This window comes from Brevibacillus sp. HB1.2 (assembly GCF_013332495.1).
In the GTDB taxonomy this organism is placed as follows: domain Bacteria; phylum Bacillota; class Bacilli; order Brevibacillales; family Brevibacillaceae; genus Brevibacillus; species Brevibacillus porteri.
Genome location: NZ_JABMIU010000019.1, coordinates 1 through 16,978 on the forward strand (window position 1 = coordinate 1; position 16,978 = coordinate 16,978).

General features: G+C 47.3%; 15 protein-coding genes. 1 reads left to right on the forward strand and 14 read right to left on the reverse strand.

Annotated features, from left to right (window positions below; genetic code table 11):
* Positions 1–216: 216 nt before the first annotated feature.
* The 10 genes from HPY28_RS26890 to HPY28_RS26935 all read right to left on the reverse strand — a co-directional run bounded on the left by HPY28_RS26890 (position 217) and on the right by HPY28_RS26935 (position 12,380).
* Positions 217–1,002, reverse strand: a complete 786-nt coding sequence (locus HPY28_RS26890) for a 3-hydroxybutyrate dehydrogenase (protein ID WP_069852648.1) — start codon at positions 1,000–1,002, stop codon at positions 217–219.
* A 66-nt stretch (positions 1,003–1,068) separates the two neighbouring features.
* The gene (locus tag HPY28_RS26895) at positions 1,069–2,451 is read right to left on the reverse strand and encodes a GntP family permease (RefSeq protein WP_017247143.1); all 1,383 of its coding nucleotides are present in this window, start codon (positions 2,449–2,451) and stop codon (positions 1,069–1,071) included.
* Between the two features lie 405 nt (positions 2,452–2,856).
* On the reverse strand, positions 2,857–4,227 hold the full coding sequence (locus HPY28_RS26900) for a sigma-54 interaction domain-containing protein (protein ID WP_174231761.1): 1,371 nt from the start codon (positions 4,225–4,227) through the stop codon (positions 2,857–2,859).
* A gap of 80 nt (positions 4,228–4,307) precedes the next feature.
* On the reverse strand, positions 4,308–4,691 hold the full coding sequence (locus HPY28_RS26905; protein ID WP_106834331.1) for an MmcQ/YjbR family DNA-binding protein: 384 nt from the start codon (positions 4,689–4,691) through the stop codon (positions 4,308–4,310).
* Positions 4,692–4,722: 31 nt separating this feature from the next.
* Entirely contained in the window at positions 4,723–5,949 is a 1,227-nt protein-coding gene (locus tag HPY28_RS26910) for an MFS transporter (protein ID WP_174231762.1), read from the reverse strand.
* A 276-nt stretch (positions 5,950–6,225) separates the two neighbouring features.
* A complete protein-coding gene (locus HPY28_RS26915) occupies positions 6,226–7,566 on the reverse strand; it encodes an alpha/beta hydrolase-fold protein (protein ID WP_174231763.1) in 1,341 nt (446 codons plus the stop codon).
* 9 nt (positions 7,567–7,575) lie between these two features.
* Positions 7,576–8,595: a FecCD family ABC transporter permease gene (locus tag HPY28_RS26920; RefSeq protein WP_173624324.1), complete on the reverse strand. Its 1,020-nt coding sequence runs from the start codon at positions 8,593–8,595 to the stop codon at positions 7,576–7,578.
* Positions 8,588–9,595 carry a FecCD family ABC transporter permease gene (locus HPY28_RS26925; RefSeq protein WP_017247137.1) on the reverse strand — a complete coding sequence of 336 codons (1,008 nt, stop codon included), beginning with the start codon at positions 9,593–9,595 and terminating at the stop codon, positions 8,588–8,590. The genes HPY28_RS26920 and HPY28_RS26925 overlap by 8 nt, the downstream gene beginning before the upstream one ends.
* Positions 9,596–9,613: 18 nt before the next feature.
* On the reverse strand, positions 9,614–10,618 hold the full coding sequence (locus HPY28_RS26930) for an iron-hydroxamate ABC transporter substrate-binding protein (protein ID WP_174231764.1): 1,005 nt from the start codon (positions 10,616–10,618) through the stop codon (positions 9,614–9,616).
* 112 nt (positions 10,619–10,730) lie between these two features.
* Positions 10,731–12,380, reverse strand: a complete 1,650-nt coding sequence (locus HPY28_RS26935; protein WP_173624326.1) for an AraC family transcriptional regulator — start codon at positions 12,378–12,380, stop codon at positions 10,731–10,733.
* Positions 12,381–12,575: 195 nt separating this feature from the next.
* Here HPY28_RS26935 and HPY28_RS26940 point away from each other — a divergent pair, with 195 nt between their 5' ends.
* Positions 12,576–13,589 carry an ATP-binding protein gene (locus tag HPY28_RS26940; RefSeq protein WP_174231765.1) on the forward strand — a complete coding sequence of 338 codons (1,014 nt, stop codon included), beginning with the start codon at positions 12,576–12,578 and terminating at the stop codon, positions 13,587–13,589.
* Positions 13,590–13,872: 283 nt separating this feature from the next.
* Here the strand turns inward: HPY28_RS26940 and HPY28_RS26945 are convergent, their stop codons facing one another.
* The 4 genes from HPY28_RS26945 to HPY28_RS26960 form a co-directional block, all read right to left on the reverse strand.
* Complete coding sequence (locus HPY28_RS26945) at positions 13,873–14,445, reverse strand: DinB family protein (protein WP_017247133.1); 573 nt, start codon at positions 14,443–14,445, stop codon at positions 13,873–13,875.
* 27 nt (positions 14,446–14,472) lie between these two features.
* Positions 14,473–15,438, reverse strand: coding sequence for a helix-turn-helix transcriptional regulator (locus HPY28_RS26950; protein ID WP_017247132.1), 966 nt, complete (start codon positions 15,436–15,438; stop codon positions 14,473–14,475).
* Between the two features lie 162 nt (positions 15,439–15,600).
* A complete protein-coding gene (locus HPY28_RS26955) occupies positions 15,601–15,876 on the reverse strand; it encodes a hypothetical protein (RefSeq protein ID WP_174231766.1) in 276 nt (91 codons plus the stop codon).
* 378 nt (positions 15,877–16,254) lie between these two features.
* Complete coding sequence (locus HPY28_RS26960; protein ID WP_106834323.1) at positions 16,255–16,953, reverse strand: hypothetical protein; 699 nt, start codon at positions 16,951–16,953, stop codon at positions 16,255–16,257.
* Between the last annotated feature and the right edge of the window lie 25 nt (positions 16,954–16,978).

Sequence of the window (16,978 nt, forward strand, 5' to 3'; positions counted from 1 at the left end):
TTTGTCGAACGCTTCATATCTTATCACGTTCGTTATTTGCGAGTCAAGAAGTTTTTTATCGAATCTCGTTTTCTTTTCTCGTATTTTGTCGTCGTTCTTGGCGACAAGTAATAATCTATCACATAGAAAAAGAGAATACAAGACCTTTTTTACTAGTTTTTTAAAAAAGATAGCGAAAATGAAAAAGCCCCTATAAAAATAGGGACTTTAACAGGCTTACTGCGCTGTATACCCGCCATCGATGACAACAGCCTGACCCGTGACACCTGACGCTTTCTTGCTAGCTAAAAAGGCAGCGTAGTTCGCTACTTCCTTTACTTGCAGCAGTCGCTTCTGCGGCACGAGCGGGTAGATGACTTCTTCCATCACCTTTTCCAACGGCACATTTCTTGTCTTAGCCAAATCCGCTAATTGGTTTTGTACCAGCGGCGTATCGACATACCCCGGACAAATGGCATTTACCGTAATACCAGCCACTGCCCCTTCCAAGGCTGCAACCTTGGTGAGCCCGATGACCCCGTGCTTGGCACTGTTGTACGCTGCCTTCCCCGCAAAGCCAATCAAGCCGTTAATCGAAGCCATATTGATGATACGGCCATGACCTTGTTGCTTCATAATGGGGAACGCGTGTTTAATCGCAACAAAAGGCGCTGTCAGCATAATACTGAGCATTTGTTCAAATTTTGCAGTCGGAAACTCTTCTATTGGAGAGACAAATTGCAATCCGGCGTTATTCACTAAGATATCGAGTCTGCCAAAAATCTTGACTGTCTGCTGGATGCACGCCTGCACTTGTACCTCGTCAGTAACATTACAACCAAAGCTGATTGCTTCATGCCCTTCCTTTTGCAATTGGGCTGCTGCTGCTTCCGCTGCTTCCCCATTCAAGTCCAGTATGACGACTTTCGCCCCTTCCTCGGCAAACGTCCGGGCAATCTCCAATCCAATTCCGCTCGCAGCCCCTGTTACTACTGCTACCTGCTGCTCCAACAATTTCTCCATATCCTACTATCTCCTCTCCTGTCCCTCATTTTCTCTGTCTATAAACTGGTCGATCTCTGATGAAAATTAGAAAATAGAAACGGCGAATGCCAGAATGAACACGACAGCTGTTTTCAAAACCGTAATCGCGAAAATGTCTTTGTACGATTGACGATGAGTCAAACCAGTAATCGCGAGCAGTGTAATGACCGCTCCATTGTGCGGCAATGTGTCCATACCACCGGAAGACATCGAGGCAATACGGTGCAGCAACTCAGGGCTGATTCCCGCAGCATTTGCCATCTCTAGGTATTGCTTGCTCATAACCTCCAGCGCGATCGACATACCGCCCGACGCTGAACCTGTCACACCTGCCAGTACGTTTACAGCCAGTGCCTCAGATACCAACGGATGTTCACTTGCGCCCATAATCCAGCCTTGGATGAGCTTGAAGCCCGGCAATGTTTTCACAACGTTTCCGAACCCAACTTCGGAAGCAGTATTGAAGATCGCCAAGAGAGAGCCCATCGCGGCTGCCGTCAAACCACTCGCCAGCTTGTTTTTGACTTGCTTCACATTGATTAAAATTGCGGCAATAATTCCAAGACAGAGCGAAATAATCAGTGACCAAGAAGAGACAACATTTTTCACTTTCTCAATCTTAAATGATTCTTTGAGGATCGCCGGATCGTACCACGTTTCTACTGTCCAAATCCCTCTGCTGAACAAATAGTTACCCACGAGCACTAATGCCAACGGGAGAATCGCGACCCAGATGTTCATGTAGGATTCATTTTTGATCAGCTCTGGCTCGTTCGTATGTCCCTCGCCGTAGCCTTCCCCAGCAGTGACAGCTTGCTTGCGTCTGCGCTCCAGCCATAGCATCCCGCCAACGAAAACCATAATGGCGCCGATCGTTCCAAGAACAGGTGCAGCATAAGCATCCGTACCGAAATAAGTCGTAGGAATGATGTTTTGAATTTGTGGTGTACCTGGCAAAGCGTCCATCGTATACGTAAAAGCACCGAGCGCAATCGTTCCTGGAATGAGACGCTTCGGAATATTGGCTTCACGGAAAATCGCAGCGGCAAACGGATACACAGCAAATGCCACAACGAACAGGGAAACCCCGCCATACGTCAAAATCGAACAGGCCAAAACGACAGCCAAGATCGCACGATTGGAGCCGAGTGCCTTCACAATCGTGTGGGCAATGGACGAGGCAGCACCGCTCAACTCCATGACTTTTCCAAAAATGGCACCCAGTAAGAAAATAGGGAAGAATGATTTCACATAGTTTGCTGCATTCGTCATAAAGGTTTCGGTGTAGCTCGGCAGTAGAGAGATCCCGGAAAGGACAACGGCCAGCAGCGTAAAAATAGGGGCAAATACGATAACAGGATAGCCCCGATACGCAAAAAACATCAGGAGACCGAGCGAAATCAAGATGGATAACACTTCGATGATCATATAATTCTCCTTTCAATTTTCTCCTCCGCTTACAGAGGAAATGGTGTGTATTCACACGAAGAAAGCGCTTTCATATCCAACTCAATTGCATGGACCATGCCAACTCCAGCCGATTCCAAAAAAATCGTTCAACCATACCCGTTCATCGTGCCTCGACTGTTTGCAAACAGATGATAGCGCTTGCAGTTTTTCCGGATTTTCGGAATTTATTGTCCGGTTTTATGGAATCTAGCAAAAATCAGCCCACCTTTTCGGGAATCTGGTCAAGGAAGGCTACTGGGTTAAAGCGGGAGACCACCTTGCTCTATTCCAGAAAACCGGAATCTACCAAAACGTTATTCCTACAGATGAAAAAAGCCGCGAACCTGGTTCAACACCACATCCCCGACTTATACGCGCCTCGTACTATTGGTACTTCTCCCACTTTTCGTAAAAGCTGGACTTGCTGATTTGCAACAGCTTGGCGGCGGTAAGCTTGTTCCCCCCTGCTTGCTGCATCGCTTGTCGAAGTGCTTCCTGCTCAGCCTCTTCTATAACTTGTTTCAATGGTCGAACGGTATGAGTTGGAACCGATAAGAACACGAGTGACCCTTCGTCCGATACAGGCAGCCAAATATGCTCCTTTTTCAGGACATCGTCTTCCATTAGATGCAGGGCTCGCTCCAGCACGTTTTTCAACTCTCGTACATTGCCTGGCCAGGAGTAGCCACGAAGTACGTTCCATACCTCTTCATCAATGGCCCTGACCGCTACACCAGTGGACTCGCCAAGCTGTTTGAGCAGATTCGAAACCAGCTCCGGCAAATCCTCCAGACGCTCTCGCAACGGAGGGATCGAGAGTGACACGACATTCAACCGATAATAGAGATCCGCCCGAAACTTCCCTTCCTTGATGCTTTGAAGCATGTCCGAATTCGTGGAAGCGATCACCCGCACATCGATTGGCGTCGTCCGTACAGCCCCTACTCGCTCGACTTCTTTTTCCTGCAACACGCGCAACAACTTGGCTTGCAGCGGCAACGGCATGTCCCCGATCTCATCCAACAGAATGGTTCCGTGGTTAGCCAGCTCGAACTTTCCCTTTTTTCCGCGGCGAACAGCTCCAGTAAACGCACCTTCTTCATAGCCAAACAGCTCTGATTCTAGCAAAGAATCCGGAATAGCGGCACAATTCACCCGAATGAAAGGACCCATTTTGCGCTTGCTCTCGGCATGAATAGCGTGGGCAAACAGCTCCTTGCCTGTCCCGCTTTCACCTGTGATGAGCACAGTCGAATCGCTTTTCGCAACTTTCTGAGAAAATTTTTTAAGCTCCTGCAGCTTCTGGCTGTACCCGACGATTTGATCAAAATGATAGGTAGCCCCCATTCGCCGCCGCAGCTCTTTCTTATAATAGGTCAATTCGTCCTTCAGCTGAGCAACCATCGCAGCCAAGGCAGTGAGCTCCTGCACATCCTGGAACAGCACCGTTCCCAGAACGGCAATCACTTTCCCTTCGTCCATAATCGGTATGCGATGCGCAATCATGTTCTGTCCTTTTATTTGCTGAATGTCGGCGATCTCGGCAACACCTTCCTGACCGACAATATGCATCCTCGTGTTTTCGATGACATCCGTCACTGGCTGTCCGATCACGTCCTGTACATTCAGAAATTCTCGATAACTCCGATTCAATAAGAGTATTTTTCCGTCCTTGTCGGTTACGATCATTGGTTCATGGGCATTTTCAAAAACGACCTCAAGCAATTTGCTCATCTGCTGGAGATTCCAATCCAAAACCGGCTCCCCCTTTGTCTGAATGCTGCTGTGTCGAACGTTCGCTCATTACTCGTTACGCCCAAATTATACAGGAACGATCAGGGGAGGTGTTGTAATTGCTTGACCAATCGCTTGGGAGCCGCGCACATATAGCCTTCCCGTATGTAATCCTCGATTTCACCATAGCTAGTCACGTTTTTGTTCAGGATCGAAACCCAGCCGTGATGACCGATGTACGGTGTCTTGTAAAAATGCTCCTGCGTAAGCAAAATCTCTTGGGTCGTCTTCAGCACCTTCACAGAAAGGGAGGGGCCTTCAGTGCCCCCCTCTCCCAAAATGACAAACGGCTTGTCATTTACGCGAAACGATGTATGTCCAAAAGCGTCTACCTGCTCCGTTACTTCTGGCAACCGCATCGCCAGCTCGCGAACAGCAGCTACCATCTTCAAACCTTCTATAGAAGAAATCTGTTCGTGCACCATCTGGTCCAAGCCTCCCTTTGCTACCAAACCCTTATATACCAGTCTGTTCTGTACTTTGCACCACGTTTCCTTCCCTCATACGATAAAGCGGCAAAATAAAGCTGAGACCAATGATCATCAGGAATGCAGCGATTCCGTATATGACTGCGAGCGGAAGATGCAGCTTCAATACCCCCGTAATACTCATCATGACGACCATAGAGCCTGTAAACAACGGAGTCAGTATTCCATTCACCCGACCGATAAAGGTACTCTCGGCATTTTTAAGCAGCATAGTGTTGATCCCAATTTGAATAGAGGGCAAGAGCAATCCCGCGATGAACTGGGCAACAAGCGTCAGCCACAGATTCGTGGACATCCCGCAAATCGCTACTGCGACCGCATTTCCAAGAAGCCCCATGACCAATAACTTTTGCGGCGGAATCGTTTTGGCAGCTGCCATCGTCATGGCCCCTCCAGCAATCATCCCCACACCTTGGGCGGTAATTAACCATTGCAAGCTTTCTTTTGGCAATTGCAGTTGTTCAGTCACGATAAAAATCCCAAGCGGTTGAATCATTCCCAATGAGAAACCCACAGCCAAAAAGCAAAAGCCAAGCATTGACAATACGCGACTGGAGAACACATAACGAATCCCGCTGACCATCTCCCCAAGCAGTGCCGTTTCTTGCTGCTCTTCTTTCTCGACGCGATCTGGCGGCAGCAAATACAGGACACCGGCCGCAGAGAGAAACGCAACCGCAGTGATGACCATAGCTACCTCCATCCCCCATTGCTGGAACACAAACGTACCGATAATCGGACCAAATACCATGAAGATCGCGAAAATAGTCTGATACGCTGACATTCCTACCTGAAGTTGTTCACCAGGTACATGCAGCTTGAACAGCTTCATTCCGGACGGTTGAGAAAACTGAGAAAGAATGGCTGAAATGAGTGTGGCAAAAAAGATGGCCTTCCACGAGCCGTAAACGAAGGTAAGCAGCACTCCGACAACCGATAGAGCACTGAGCACCTCACACCAGACCATCGTTTTTCTCGGTTGCCAGCGATCAGCAAACGTACCAGCAAGAAAGGAAAACAGAAAGATTGGCGCATACTCCGCCACAGAAATCATGGATACAGCGAACGAATCGCCTCCTGTATGATCCATCACATAGAGCAGAATCGCCATGTTACGCACCCATACTCCGATTTGCAGCAGAAATGCTGATAACAAAATAGCCCTCACATAGCGATTTTTCAAAACATTTGACATAAAAAAGCCTCCTTATCCATTGCGATCTGGACAGGAGGCTACGCATATTATCGCCAAAAAGACATAGAAACCCTTAGTGAGTCTAAAAAGGATCTACCATCTATTCGCCAATATGCACATACTACCCCTATCCAAAAACGCATCGTTTTATCCGATTGGTTTTGCGGAAATAGGAGTTAGCAGATCATTGGCTTAATGGTCACCCTTTCTTGTAGAATGACCCAAGGGTACCACAAAAAGTAATTCTGTGACAAGAAAAATTCACTTGATCTTGTCCTATGCTTTGCCGACAAGTGTGATGCGCTCTGCGGCAGGAATTCGCGGCTGAGCGCCAGGGATCGCGGCTGGATAACCGATATGCAAGTTCCCCAGCACTTTTTCTCCTGGTCGAATGCCCATCGCTTCACGGAATTCCGGCTCGTGAATCCATGGGTACGTCTCCCACGTCAGACCGATGCCTTTTTCCCACGCCAGCAAGCTAAAGTTATGAATGACAATACTGGTCGAAGCAAAGTCGTCTTGGCGCGTAATCAAGTTCGGACTTTCTTCCATGATCACCGTCATCAGCATCGGAATCGCCATGATTTTATTGTAAAACTTCTCGCCGACTTCTTTCTTTTTCGCAGGATCAATCTCCCGCTTTTCCTTCATGATCCGCACGGCCTCGGCGATTCTTCTCTTGCCTTCCCCGTACGTCACAATAAAGCGCCACGGCTGTGTCATGTGGTAATTCGGCGCCCATACGGCTGTATCCATCAGCTCTGTAACCAACGCAGGGTCTACCTCACGATCTGTAAAGCGATGAATCGAGCGACGCTCTCTAATCAATTTGGCCAGTTCCATTTCTGTCTCCTCCTTCTTATTCCAAAGCCATTGCAACGCCCCCGGAAATCTGGCGTTTGCACATTCACTCAAATGATCCGCCCCTTCGTCAATGAGCAAGACGAGCTGATCCGCTGTGAAGCCGTTATCAGCCAATATCTGATGCGCTTCTTTTGTCAGCGGGACCATTTGTTTCTGGGTGTTTTGTTTTTTAGCGCCTTCCTTACTGCCAACATCCATGTAGATGCGCAGCCCAGGATGGTACATTTTCTTTTCCCGCATAAACGGAACCATGCCTTCATACCAATACGATCCCGAAATGCTGCCGATTTTCGTGAAAACGTCCGGATATTGGTGCGCAGCATACATCGAGATTAAGCCACCAAGTGAAAATCCGATGATCCCTGTTTTTTCCGGCCGAGGGTCTGTCCTGTACTTGCTGTCGATATACGCCTTACATTCATTGGCGACGTAAGAAAGATACGCATCTCCTTGCCCGCCAAAATCAATGTTGCGCTCAGGCGAGATCGCTTTGGAGAACCAAGGCGTATAGTCATCCCTGCGGTTTCCTGGCTGGATGCCGACGAGAATTAGCTCAGGAATTTTTCCCTCTGCAAACTGATCTTCGATTACATCGATTGCGGTACTAAACGCAGGATCAAATAAGTCACCGCCATCATGGACATACATGACGGGAAAACGGGACGTACTCTTGTTATAGGATGGCGGCAAATATACGAGCAATGCTCGGTGATGGCATACTTCTGCAAACAATTGTCCCTTCACAATTTGCACGTCCCCTCTTTATTTTTTTCTTCTACTCAGAAGATAGAAGAAATACGGTACACCGATGATCGAAATGACGATACCCACTGGCAGTTCAATGGGTGTGAACACAGTTTTGCCGATAAAGTCAGCTACCACGACCATAAGCATCCCGATTGTCCCTGACAAGGGAAGAACATACCTGTGCTGGATTCCCGCCAAACGCTTCGCAATATGCGGTGCCATCAAGCCGACGAATCCGATGCCTCCCGAAACCGAGACACACGCGCTCACGATCCCGATACTCGACAGCAGGAGAATATTGCGCTCCTTTTCCACGGACACACCCAGATTCTTGACGGACTCCTCACTCAGTTGAAGCAAATCGAGAATATACACCTTGCGCATCAAAACAGGAATGAGGATGACTAGCCATGGCAGCATCCCAGCAATATGCGTCCAGTTGGCACTCCAGATACTTCCCGAGAGCCATACGGTTGCCATTTCAAAATCGTTGGGATTCATTTTTAACGAGAGATACAGTGACACGGCACCCAATCCGGAACCAATGGCGATCCCCACCAGAATCAGTCGTTGTGGGTCTAGCGCTCCGTTACGCCAAGCAAATAGATAAATCAGTCCAGCCGCAAGCAATCCGCCTGTCAAACCGAACAAAGGCATGGCGATGATGGAATACCAGCTCGCATCCATAAATTGTCCACCGAAGAAAAACATAAAGGCGACGATAGCGGCTCCTGCCCCGGCGTTAATACCCAAAATCCCCGGATCAGCCAGCCCGTTACGGGTGATCCCCTGAATGACGGTACCAGCAACTCCTAAGCCAAAGCCGACTAACGCCGCAATAACAATCCGCGGCAGGCGGAAATCGAAAATAACCAAATCGTATTCCGCTACAGGATCAATACGCAATAACGTACGGATGACATCCAACACCGTCATGTCAAATACACCGTTGGTCAGGCTGGTATAAATCGCCAGCAAAATCAAGGCGATGTTGACGAGAAACAGCAAACGAAATTTACCTTTTTGATTAGGCATGCTTTCCCCCTCCTCTCTTGTAAATCAAATAGAGGAAGAACGGAACGCCAATAAATGCCGTCACCACACCGATTGGGGTCTCAAACGGACTGTTCATAAATCGGCTGAGAACGTCAGACAAGGCGAGGAAAATACCGCCCAATAAACCTGCACATGGAATGATCCATCGATAATCGAGACCTACCAAAAAGCGGGTAATATGCGGAATAATCAGCCCGACAAAAGCGATTTTTCCTGCCAACGCAACAGAAATACCCGTCAGAATGACAACAGCAGTCGTTGCCAGCACTTTGACCATCACCGTTCTCTGTCCGAGACCGCGAGATACTTCGTCGCCCAAGGATAAGATCGTAATCGATTTGGACAAAAGAAGTGCGAGGATAATACCGACGATGGCAAAAGGAACTGCTAGCTTCACCAGGCCCGGCTCCAAGAGATGCAGCCTAGCATTGTACCAGAAGCTGACGTTTTGCGAGACTTGAAAATAAGTAGAAATCGCAGCTGAAATGCTGCTCAAAAAGGTACCCGTAATCGTGCCGATGACCGCCATACCCACGGGTGTCAAGCCGTTTGGCAACAGTCGGGAAAAAGCGAGAACCATCGCCACCGCAAATGCTGAACCGATCAAGGACATGGTAATCATCGTGACACTCGTAGCGGATGGAAGGAAAACCATGCACAGCGTAACGGCAAAGACCGAACCGTCAGACACGCCCATAATAGAGGGGGACGCGAGGTAATTCCTCGTCATCCCCTGCATCAACGCTCCTGATATCGCCAGAAATGCTCCGATCATGAGTGCGCCCAAAACCCTCGGCAAGCGAGAGTGCATGACAATTTGATGATCCACATTCCCTTCATCAAAGGCAAAGAGGGCTTGATAAATGGTCCCGGCATCAATCGACTTGGCTCCGTAATGAATGGAGAGCAAGATTGTAAGCAGGATCACCAATGGCGAAACAGCTAGTATGATCATGGAAGTTGCTTTTTTGGATTGCATAGCCTACCTCGCCCACTTTTACTTGGCAGACAATTTTTCAACAGCCGCCTTCAGGAATTGTGTTTTGCTCCAAGCAGTACCGCCTTGTGCGAGAGGATCAACTACGTTTACGTAAACTTTGCCGTTTTTCACTGCATTCACGCTCTTCCAAATCGGGTTGTTCTGCAAATCTTCCAATACGTTCGGCTTGTCTTTATTCTCGTCTGGAGAGAATTGGATGAACAGGTAGTCCGGGTTGATCTGGCTGAATTTCTCCATGGAGATAATTTCTTGTGCCTTCGCCGCTTTTACTTCTTCAGGTGCAGTCAAACCAAGGTCTGCGTACAGAGCTGGGTTGAAGAACACCTTCTCTGGATAGATGTTGATGTTTCCTTGGCGCAGACGAATCACCAATACTTTTTTATCCTTCACGCTGTCTCCCAATTTTGCTTTTGCCGCTTCAATCCCTGATTTATATTCATTGAGTGCTTTCTCTGCCTCAGCTTGCTTGCCAGTCAATTCACCCAACAATTGCAGATTCGCTTCCCAGTTGGTTGAAATGTGAGAAACGGGGAAAGTAGGAGCAATCTTGTTCAGCTTCTCAGCCATTTCTGGTGGAAATTTGCTACTGCCCAAGATCACGTCCGGCTTCAAGGACAAGATGGTTTCCAGGTTCGGTTGGATTTTTTCCCCGATGGATGTGGCTTCGCCTGTAATCGGTGCAAACATCTCCGGGAATTTGCCGCCTACAGAAATCGCGCCTACCGGGTTTACGTTCAGCACAAGTGAATCTTCCATGGACTCCATGCTGCCTACAATGGCGATCCGGTCTGTTTTGCTAGGGACGGTGTATTCTTTATCTAAATATTTAATCGTGCGTGTCTCTGCTTTATTGGCATCATCGGCCGACTTTTCTGCTGTAGCTGTTGTCGCAGGTGCTGCGGTAGGTGCAGTCGTGTTATTCGCTGCTTCTTTTCCTCCGCCGCACGCAGTCAGAGCCAATGTCAACGCTGCAATGCTCAAGCCTAGGTATATCTTTTTCATTCTTGAAAGACCCCTCTCAGAAATGTAAGGTTTCACTCCACATGAGTGATAACGATTATCATTCGTGATTATAAAGCATCCACTCATGCCCGACCATGGACGAAATCCAGAATCAACATGGACGATCTCCTGAAAACAATCTCACACTCTCTTCCACGATCCGTTCATGAGCCGTTGCCGAGTATTCACGCCAAGGGTCCGACATAATGACATGCGCCCGATTGTTGCGGACTGCTTCGATCTCTTGCCATGATCCCGATGCTTTCAAGGCTTGGAAGCATGCCAACGTTTCAGCCTCTTGGCAAACCAACAGCAGCAAGCGATCTGGCGCGAGTGCAATTAATTCCTGTACGGTCACAAGCTGGTCGTACTCGTTCTGTTCCGAGACAAAAGCAGATTTGACTTGCAGATCTTGATAAAACACTTCATTCATACTGCGATTGCAGTGGACATAGAGCTGGTTTTTCAATATCCGCACGACGAGCACCGTTTCATCGCCCAGAGCATGTTGAAGCTTTGCCCGGGCCCTCTTCACCTTTTTCTCATACTCGCAAAGCCAATGATGCGCTTCCATGGACTCTCCCAAAAAGTCGGCCATAAGCTGCAGTTGTTCTTTCCACCCCTGCTCTTCAAAAGGTACATACAAAGTGGGCGCAATCTCGTCCAGATGCTTCTGTTCCTGCAAACTCGTCTCGTCCAAGCCAATGATGACGTCTGGCTTGGCATCGCGAAGCATTTCGATGTTGGCTTTCCAATTTTGGTTAATTCGAAACGCGCTCAGATGGACCGGGATATCGTTTCGATAGGTGTGATGATAGTAAGCCGTCCATTTCGGGTGCAGTGGCGCCGCGTAAGGAATCATTTTCAAAGCCAGCAAATGCCCGATAACGGTCGAGCCGTACGCCGCAATTTTTCGTTGGCGGCTTTTCATATAGAGAGTCGGTGAAACTCCGACAGCTTTCTTGAATTTTCGGCTAAAGTAAAACTCGTCATTGTAGCCCACTTGATGAGCGATATCGCGCAGCTTGGCATGCGACTGCACCATCATCTGCTTCGCCCGGCTGATGCGAAGCTCTGCCAAATAGTCCATAGCTGAGATGCCATACGTTTTTTTGAACAGATCGACGAAATATTTTGGACTCACCTCTGCGATGCGAGCCAGCTGTTCTATCGTCACATTTTCCGAGTAATGCTCTTCCATATGTGCACGTGCCCGCTCCAGCGCCATTCCAGAATCTGTTGTCGAAAAGTGAGCATGCTTGACGATGTGGTACCATAGCTCTTGAAAAGTGTGTTGACCTCGAAAACGCTCGAGTGCCGTCTCCTGCTTCCATAGATTCTGGATCAAATCACAATAGACAGGCAGCTGCCCTGCCGATTGGACAGAGATCTCTCCCCGAAAAGGAAACAGATCCTTTTCCCGAAGAGCTTGGAAGCACCGATGTCTGTCTCTCGTTTCCATAAAGACATCAAAACGAAGCATGTACATCTCCAAATGATCAGCCGAATCAGGGACGATGCCAAACGTAAGCATAGGAGGACATACGTAAATCGCGTCCTGCCGCAATTGGTACTCCTCGTTCTCCAGTCGCAGGCGCCCACGTCCCCCGGTTATTACCAGCAAAATATGCGTATGAGTGAATTGTTGGCGTAGTCGGTCATGTCCTTGTGCTTTGAACCATGTAATGTCACGCAGCTTAAAAATGGCTTCTGCCATGGTCTTCTCTGTGAATTGTTGAACCAAGGCTTGTGTTTCGTTCATGTTCTCACCTCTGCCCGATCCTCTGTGTAGATGTTGATAATCATTCTCATCAACAATAGAGAAAGTATATCAAAAGTGACGCTTGCTTCCTATCAGGAATATTTGATCGATTTGAACCGATAACTTGAACGTGGTATGGTACGTACCAATAGAAAGGGAACCAACCATTCAACATAACGGAGTGAAAATGAAGATATGAAACAATATGTTCTACCTTTTGTCTCTAGCCTCGTCGCGATTACTTTTGTGACAGGGTGCGTCTCTACCTCTGATCAACTAACGGTAAAAGACCCCACCCCACCTGCAACGGAAAACACAAGGAAGTCCCCTGCTGATACAACAAAAGCCGAAAAGCCAGCGGATGATTTGCTCAAGCAGTTCACCGTACTAGCTGCGCAAGCCAAGGAAGCGAATGAGCTAATCGCCTTTTTGGATCAGCATCTGGCGAAAACGGACACGAAAACCGCCGATCAATTATTTTTTGCCCTTGATCAGTATTATGAAAAACATCTGCCTACGATAAACGATAACTTCAAGGCACTCCTCGCCCAGCCGGGAAATGCGGATAAGCTGTATGCCTTGCAATACCCTTACGATTTCAACAAGCTAGAAGGCGATGACAGCTTCAAGCAATGGCTCCTCCACCAAACAGAGGGCGGACTCGTCTTAAAGGCGACGAAAGACATGTCCTTCTACTGGCAAGTGAATTACATGGCATTGCAAAAATATGCCGCTTCGCTCGATGAGGAAGGGAAGGACTATTTGTCCATTCAAGAAACGGAAACGGGCAAACCGTATTTGGGTGACGGCGGGTTGCAAATCACGCGAGCTGAGCTCGGACCGAGAATGGTTGAAGTCGAAGAGTATTTGGTCAACTACCGCAGCAGCCCACGTGCAGTGAAGCTCCGTACGCTCTATATCGACTATCTCAAAACATACTTGTCTGATTACCGTTATGAGACAATAGACGAAGCAACAATGAAGTTGCTCCCAGCCGTCAAAGAAGAATATCAGAACTTTGCCAAGAGATATGACGCTACGAAAACAGGACAGATCGTCAGGGATTATTTGATCGAGGTCGCCAAAAACAAGGACGTGATCTTTGAACCCGGCAAGCCTGGTGAAAGCATCATCGGTGACACCAAACCGAACATTAGTCAGTTCTTGAACGGGCTCGAGGCGCGGATTGCTCGGACGATGAATCCGTAAAAAACAAGAAGTTTGCGTGGCTGTAGTGGAGGAGAGGGAACAGGAGAAAATGACTCAGCTTCTAGGGCCACCCATTGGGGGATTGACTGGCCGACTCCATGCAAAAAGCGAAACCGCGTCCAAAGTGGTCCAATCTGGATGTTTCTCAGAGGTGGACGCTTAAGGCGTGTTTCGCTTTTTGCATTACGTCTCGGTCGGTGTCCCTAAGATCTTCGCTGTTTTCTCCTGTTCCCTCTACAAGCTGCTTGTTTTTTTCGGTAGCTGATAAAAGATGAAAAAACCTTTACTGTTCTACCGCGGAGGTTTCGAACAAATAGAAAATGTAATCGGAGGAAGCTCCCGCGTGACCCATTTGTCTGAGCATGGCGGAGATATTGCCTCGGTGATAGGTTCCGTGGTTGGCGACGTGTTGGACGATGTCGGCATAGCGAGCATGAACCGTGCCCAATGCCGGGTGCGTATAGGCCGAGGTGTCTTCCATCGAGATTTGCCCGAAGAAATCTCTGAACTGCTGGGCTGATTCGGCAAACCGTTTTCGCAGCTCGTGTACGTTCTTCCCTTTTAATTCCTGCAAGAGAACCCCTACTTTTGGTCCTACCTCTTCGTAGCTCTCCCCCTTCATGGCCAACAACCAAACATAATCCGTCTTGAGAATGTGAGCCAACGTCTGGGTGATGGTCGGAAACACACTCGGAACCTCCTGCTCACTTACTCCCTCTGGTACCTCCTGCAACCGCTCGAATACCTTTTCGTTTGCCCATACATGATATTCGTACAAACGCAATGCTTCATGCTTCATAATCAATCTGCCTCCATTCACTTTTTCCATCTCTTCTTTGCTTTCAATATAAATCAACTCTCCTGACAAAAATGGTCAGTGAATTCAAGTCGACTGATAAAAATGAAATAAATCGGCAGCTATAGCAGCCAATCGCTCTTTTACAAAGGCAGGCTCTTCAACTTGAATGGATTTTCCGTATGGCAAAAGATAATGAGAAAGGATCGAATGGGCCATTTGCTCATCTACTTGAAAGATCACCTGTGCCTCGCTGCGCTCGATCACCGTATGTCCGAGATACCAATGCCTGCACAAATCAGCGAGTGACTGTGGTCTTCCTTTGACCTTGATCAAAATGGTGTTACCCTGCTTGTCTGCTTCCGGTAGTAAATTCGAGAGAAAAAAATGGCGCGCAGAAAATTCAGGAGGGCGTTGAAAGCTGGCTTCTGTACGTTGGATCTCATAGACACGATCTGCACGAAAGCTGCGAATGGTACTACGGAGGTGGCAATAGGCAACGATATACCAGTTTCCCTTCCAATAAACGAGCCCGTATGGATCGATTTGACGCATCTGTCTCGTTGTCTGGTAGGCTTTCTGATACTCCATCGAAAGGGTGTATCCATTGGCAACAGACAACTCCAGTTCCTGTAAGGTAGATTCGAGAGAAGGATCAACAGGAGGCTGGATCACCTCGAAGCCGATACTATGTCGGTCAATCGCGTCACGCTGCTCTTCATTTGTATAACGTTTTAGCTTGGAAATGGCCCGGTGTAAATCTGCTCCGAAGGGATAACCGGCCTCTTGGGCAAAAGCCGCTGCATGAATGAGGGCTTTTTGCTCGTTGAGGTCGAAAAACAGCGGAGCTTCATTGAAATGCTGAAGTAAACTGTAGCCACCATTGTGTCCGGCATCGGAAATGATGGGTACACCGCTCGCACACAGTGAGTCGATATAGCGATAAACGGTGCGAATATTGATCTCGAGAATCTCTGCCAATTGCTTGGCTGTCATTCGCTTGCCGGTCTTCAACAGCCACAAAATGGAGAGCATATTATCGGCTTTGGACATGGACGGATTCGCTCCCCTGAAAGAAATCTTCTGATTCTACTAATTACCACAGAATTCAATCCATTTCCTCTATCTGCCCCTTCTCCTTTTCTCGACAGGACGGTTTTTTTCTAAAGAGCCATACTTTCTTTCATCTAGTGAAGGAAATGCAGTAACGACCACTTAGTGATGACTCGTGTCTGCTACAATCATCACCATTTGTTGATCTGTCGCATCTCTTCCGAAGATTACCGCTTCTCCGGTATCATATGTGACAATCCGATCCGTATCGTTTGACCATCCAATGCACTCTCCACTGACAAAGCAGCATATGAAGTCCCGCTTCGAATATGCTCTCTGGTGGAAGAGAATAATCGGTTTATCCGACTGAGGATCAAGGGAAACTAACAACCGGCTGTTCCATTCATTTCTACTTCGACTAAACTCATTTTGATTCATCGATCTTACCTCCTTTGGGATTTTTAGACACAAAAAGCCCGTAGAAAGGCAGGAATGAACACAATAATCCTACCTGCCTACGGGCTGTTAACAAAGTTTCCAGAATTTCTGGGTAATTATACCACGAGTGTTCTTCAACAATAATAAAGAGTAATAAGCTTTATACCAAATTAGATGTAATAATGGAATCCAATTCCACGGCAAAAAAACTTGAAAAGAAAGTCCCTAGTCCATTACCGGACGGACTGGGTGAGGACTCATGAGACGCAATTGTCACTTCGGAACATAGAGGGCAAAGTTGAAAGCATAAGGACGGACAATACCACTCTGCCAAACAAAAAACCCGTCCCTATTTTTGACGAGACGGATTTGATGTATTTAGTTTTTCTTTTTGGTATCGTCAGCAGCTACTTCAGTTACTTTAATATCAACCTTGAATAAGTCGGAAGAATTATCCAACAGCTCAAACGTTTCTGTTCTGATTTTTTCTTCATTGCCATTTTTTATTTCGTAAATGTCTTTTTCAACTGGTACTCCAGTTGTTTGATCTAATTCAACAACTTCTTTAAAGCTGTCATATGTTGTTTCAATAACATCGATTGGGGTGTCACTAAGGGTTTTGGATTTTTGGATTTTCCATTTCTTATCCTTTAGTTTGTCCTTCTCTTGTTTCAACAAAGAGTTCTTGAGGATTTTATTATTTTCTTTAGCATCTTTTGTAGGTAAATCCCAAGAATAAGCGACTAGTTCACCATTATCATTACCAATGGAGATTACCTTTTTCCCAGAATCAGTTACGATCAGGCGGTTAATTAATTCACCATCAGCGGAATACGTATCGTGGCGTTCTTGTTTATTTTCAATATCTCTCCAATGTTCTTCGTACCCACCATTTTCGTGAGATATCTTGATATACTCGATTTTTGAACTTGGAACCTCAAAATCACTTTCTGCAATTACATAATTACTTTTTTCAACAGATTTTTCAGCGAAGGTATCCGTTGTAAAGTACAAACTGGATAAAAGAGCAACAGAAGCAGCGATTGTTATACTTGGTTTTACCCACTTTTTACTCATTAAATTCTTCCCCTTTCGTAAATAC

Excerpts from the sequence above, each read along its gene's own strand:
- HPY28_RS26890 (WP_069852648.1), bottom strand. The coding sequence starts at position 1,002 with ATGGAGAAATTGTTGGAGCAGCAGGTAGCAGTAGTAACAGGGGCTGCG.
- HPY28_RS26895 (WP_017247143.1), bottom strand. The coding sequence starts at position 2,451 with ATGATCATCGAAGTGTTATCCATCTTGATTTCGCTCGGTCTCCTGATG.
- HPY28_RS26905 (WP_106834331.1), bottom strand. The coding sequence starts at position 4,691 with ATGGTGCACGAACAGATTTCTTCTATAGAAGGTTTGAAGATGGTAGCT.
- HPY28_RS26910 (WP_174231762.1), bottom strand. The coding sequence starts at position 5,949 with ATGTCAAATGTTTTGAAAAATCGCTATGTGAGGGCTATTTTGTTATCA.
- HPY28_RS26920 (WP_173624324.1), bottom strand. The coding sequence starts at position 8,595 with ATGCCTAATCAAAAAGGTAAATTTCGTTTGCTGTTTCTCGTCAACATC.
- HPY28_RS26925 (WP_017247137.1), bottom strand. The coding sequence starts at position 9,595 with ATGCAATCCAAAAAAGCAACTTCCATGATCATACTAGCTGTTTCGCCA.
- HPY28_RS26930 (WP_174231764.1), bottom strand. The coding sequence starts at position 10,618 with ATGAAAAAGATATACCTAGGCTTGAGCATTGCAGCGTTGACATTGGCT.
- HPY28_RS26935 (WP_173624326.1), bottom strand. The coding sequence starts at position 12,380 with ATGAACGAAACACAAGCCTTGGTTCAACAATTCACAGAGAAGACCATG.
- HPY28_RS26940 (WP_174231765.1), top strand. The coding sequence starts at position 12,576 with ATGAAACAATATGTTCTACCTTTTGTCTCTAGCCTCGTCGCGATTACT.
- HPY28_RS26950 (WP_017247132.1), bottom strand. The coding sequence starts at position 15,438 with ATGTCCAAAGCCGATAATATGCTCTCCATTTTGTGGCTGTTGAAGACC.
- HPY28_RS26955 (WP_174231766.1), bottom strand. The coding sequence starts at position 15,876 with ATGAATCAAAATGAGTTTAGTCGAAGTAGAAATGAATGGAACAGCCGG.
- HPY28_RS26960 (WP_106834323.1), bottom strand. The coding sequence starts at position 16,953 with ATGAGTAAAAAGTGGGTAAAACCAAGTATAACAATCGCTGCTTCTGTT.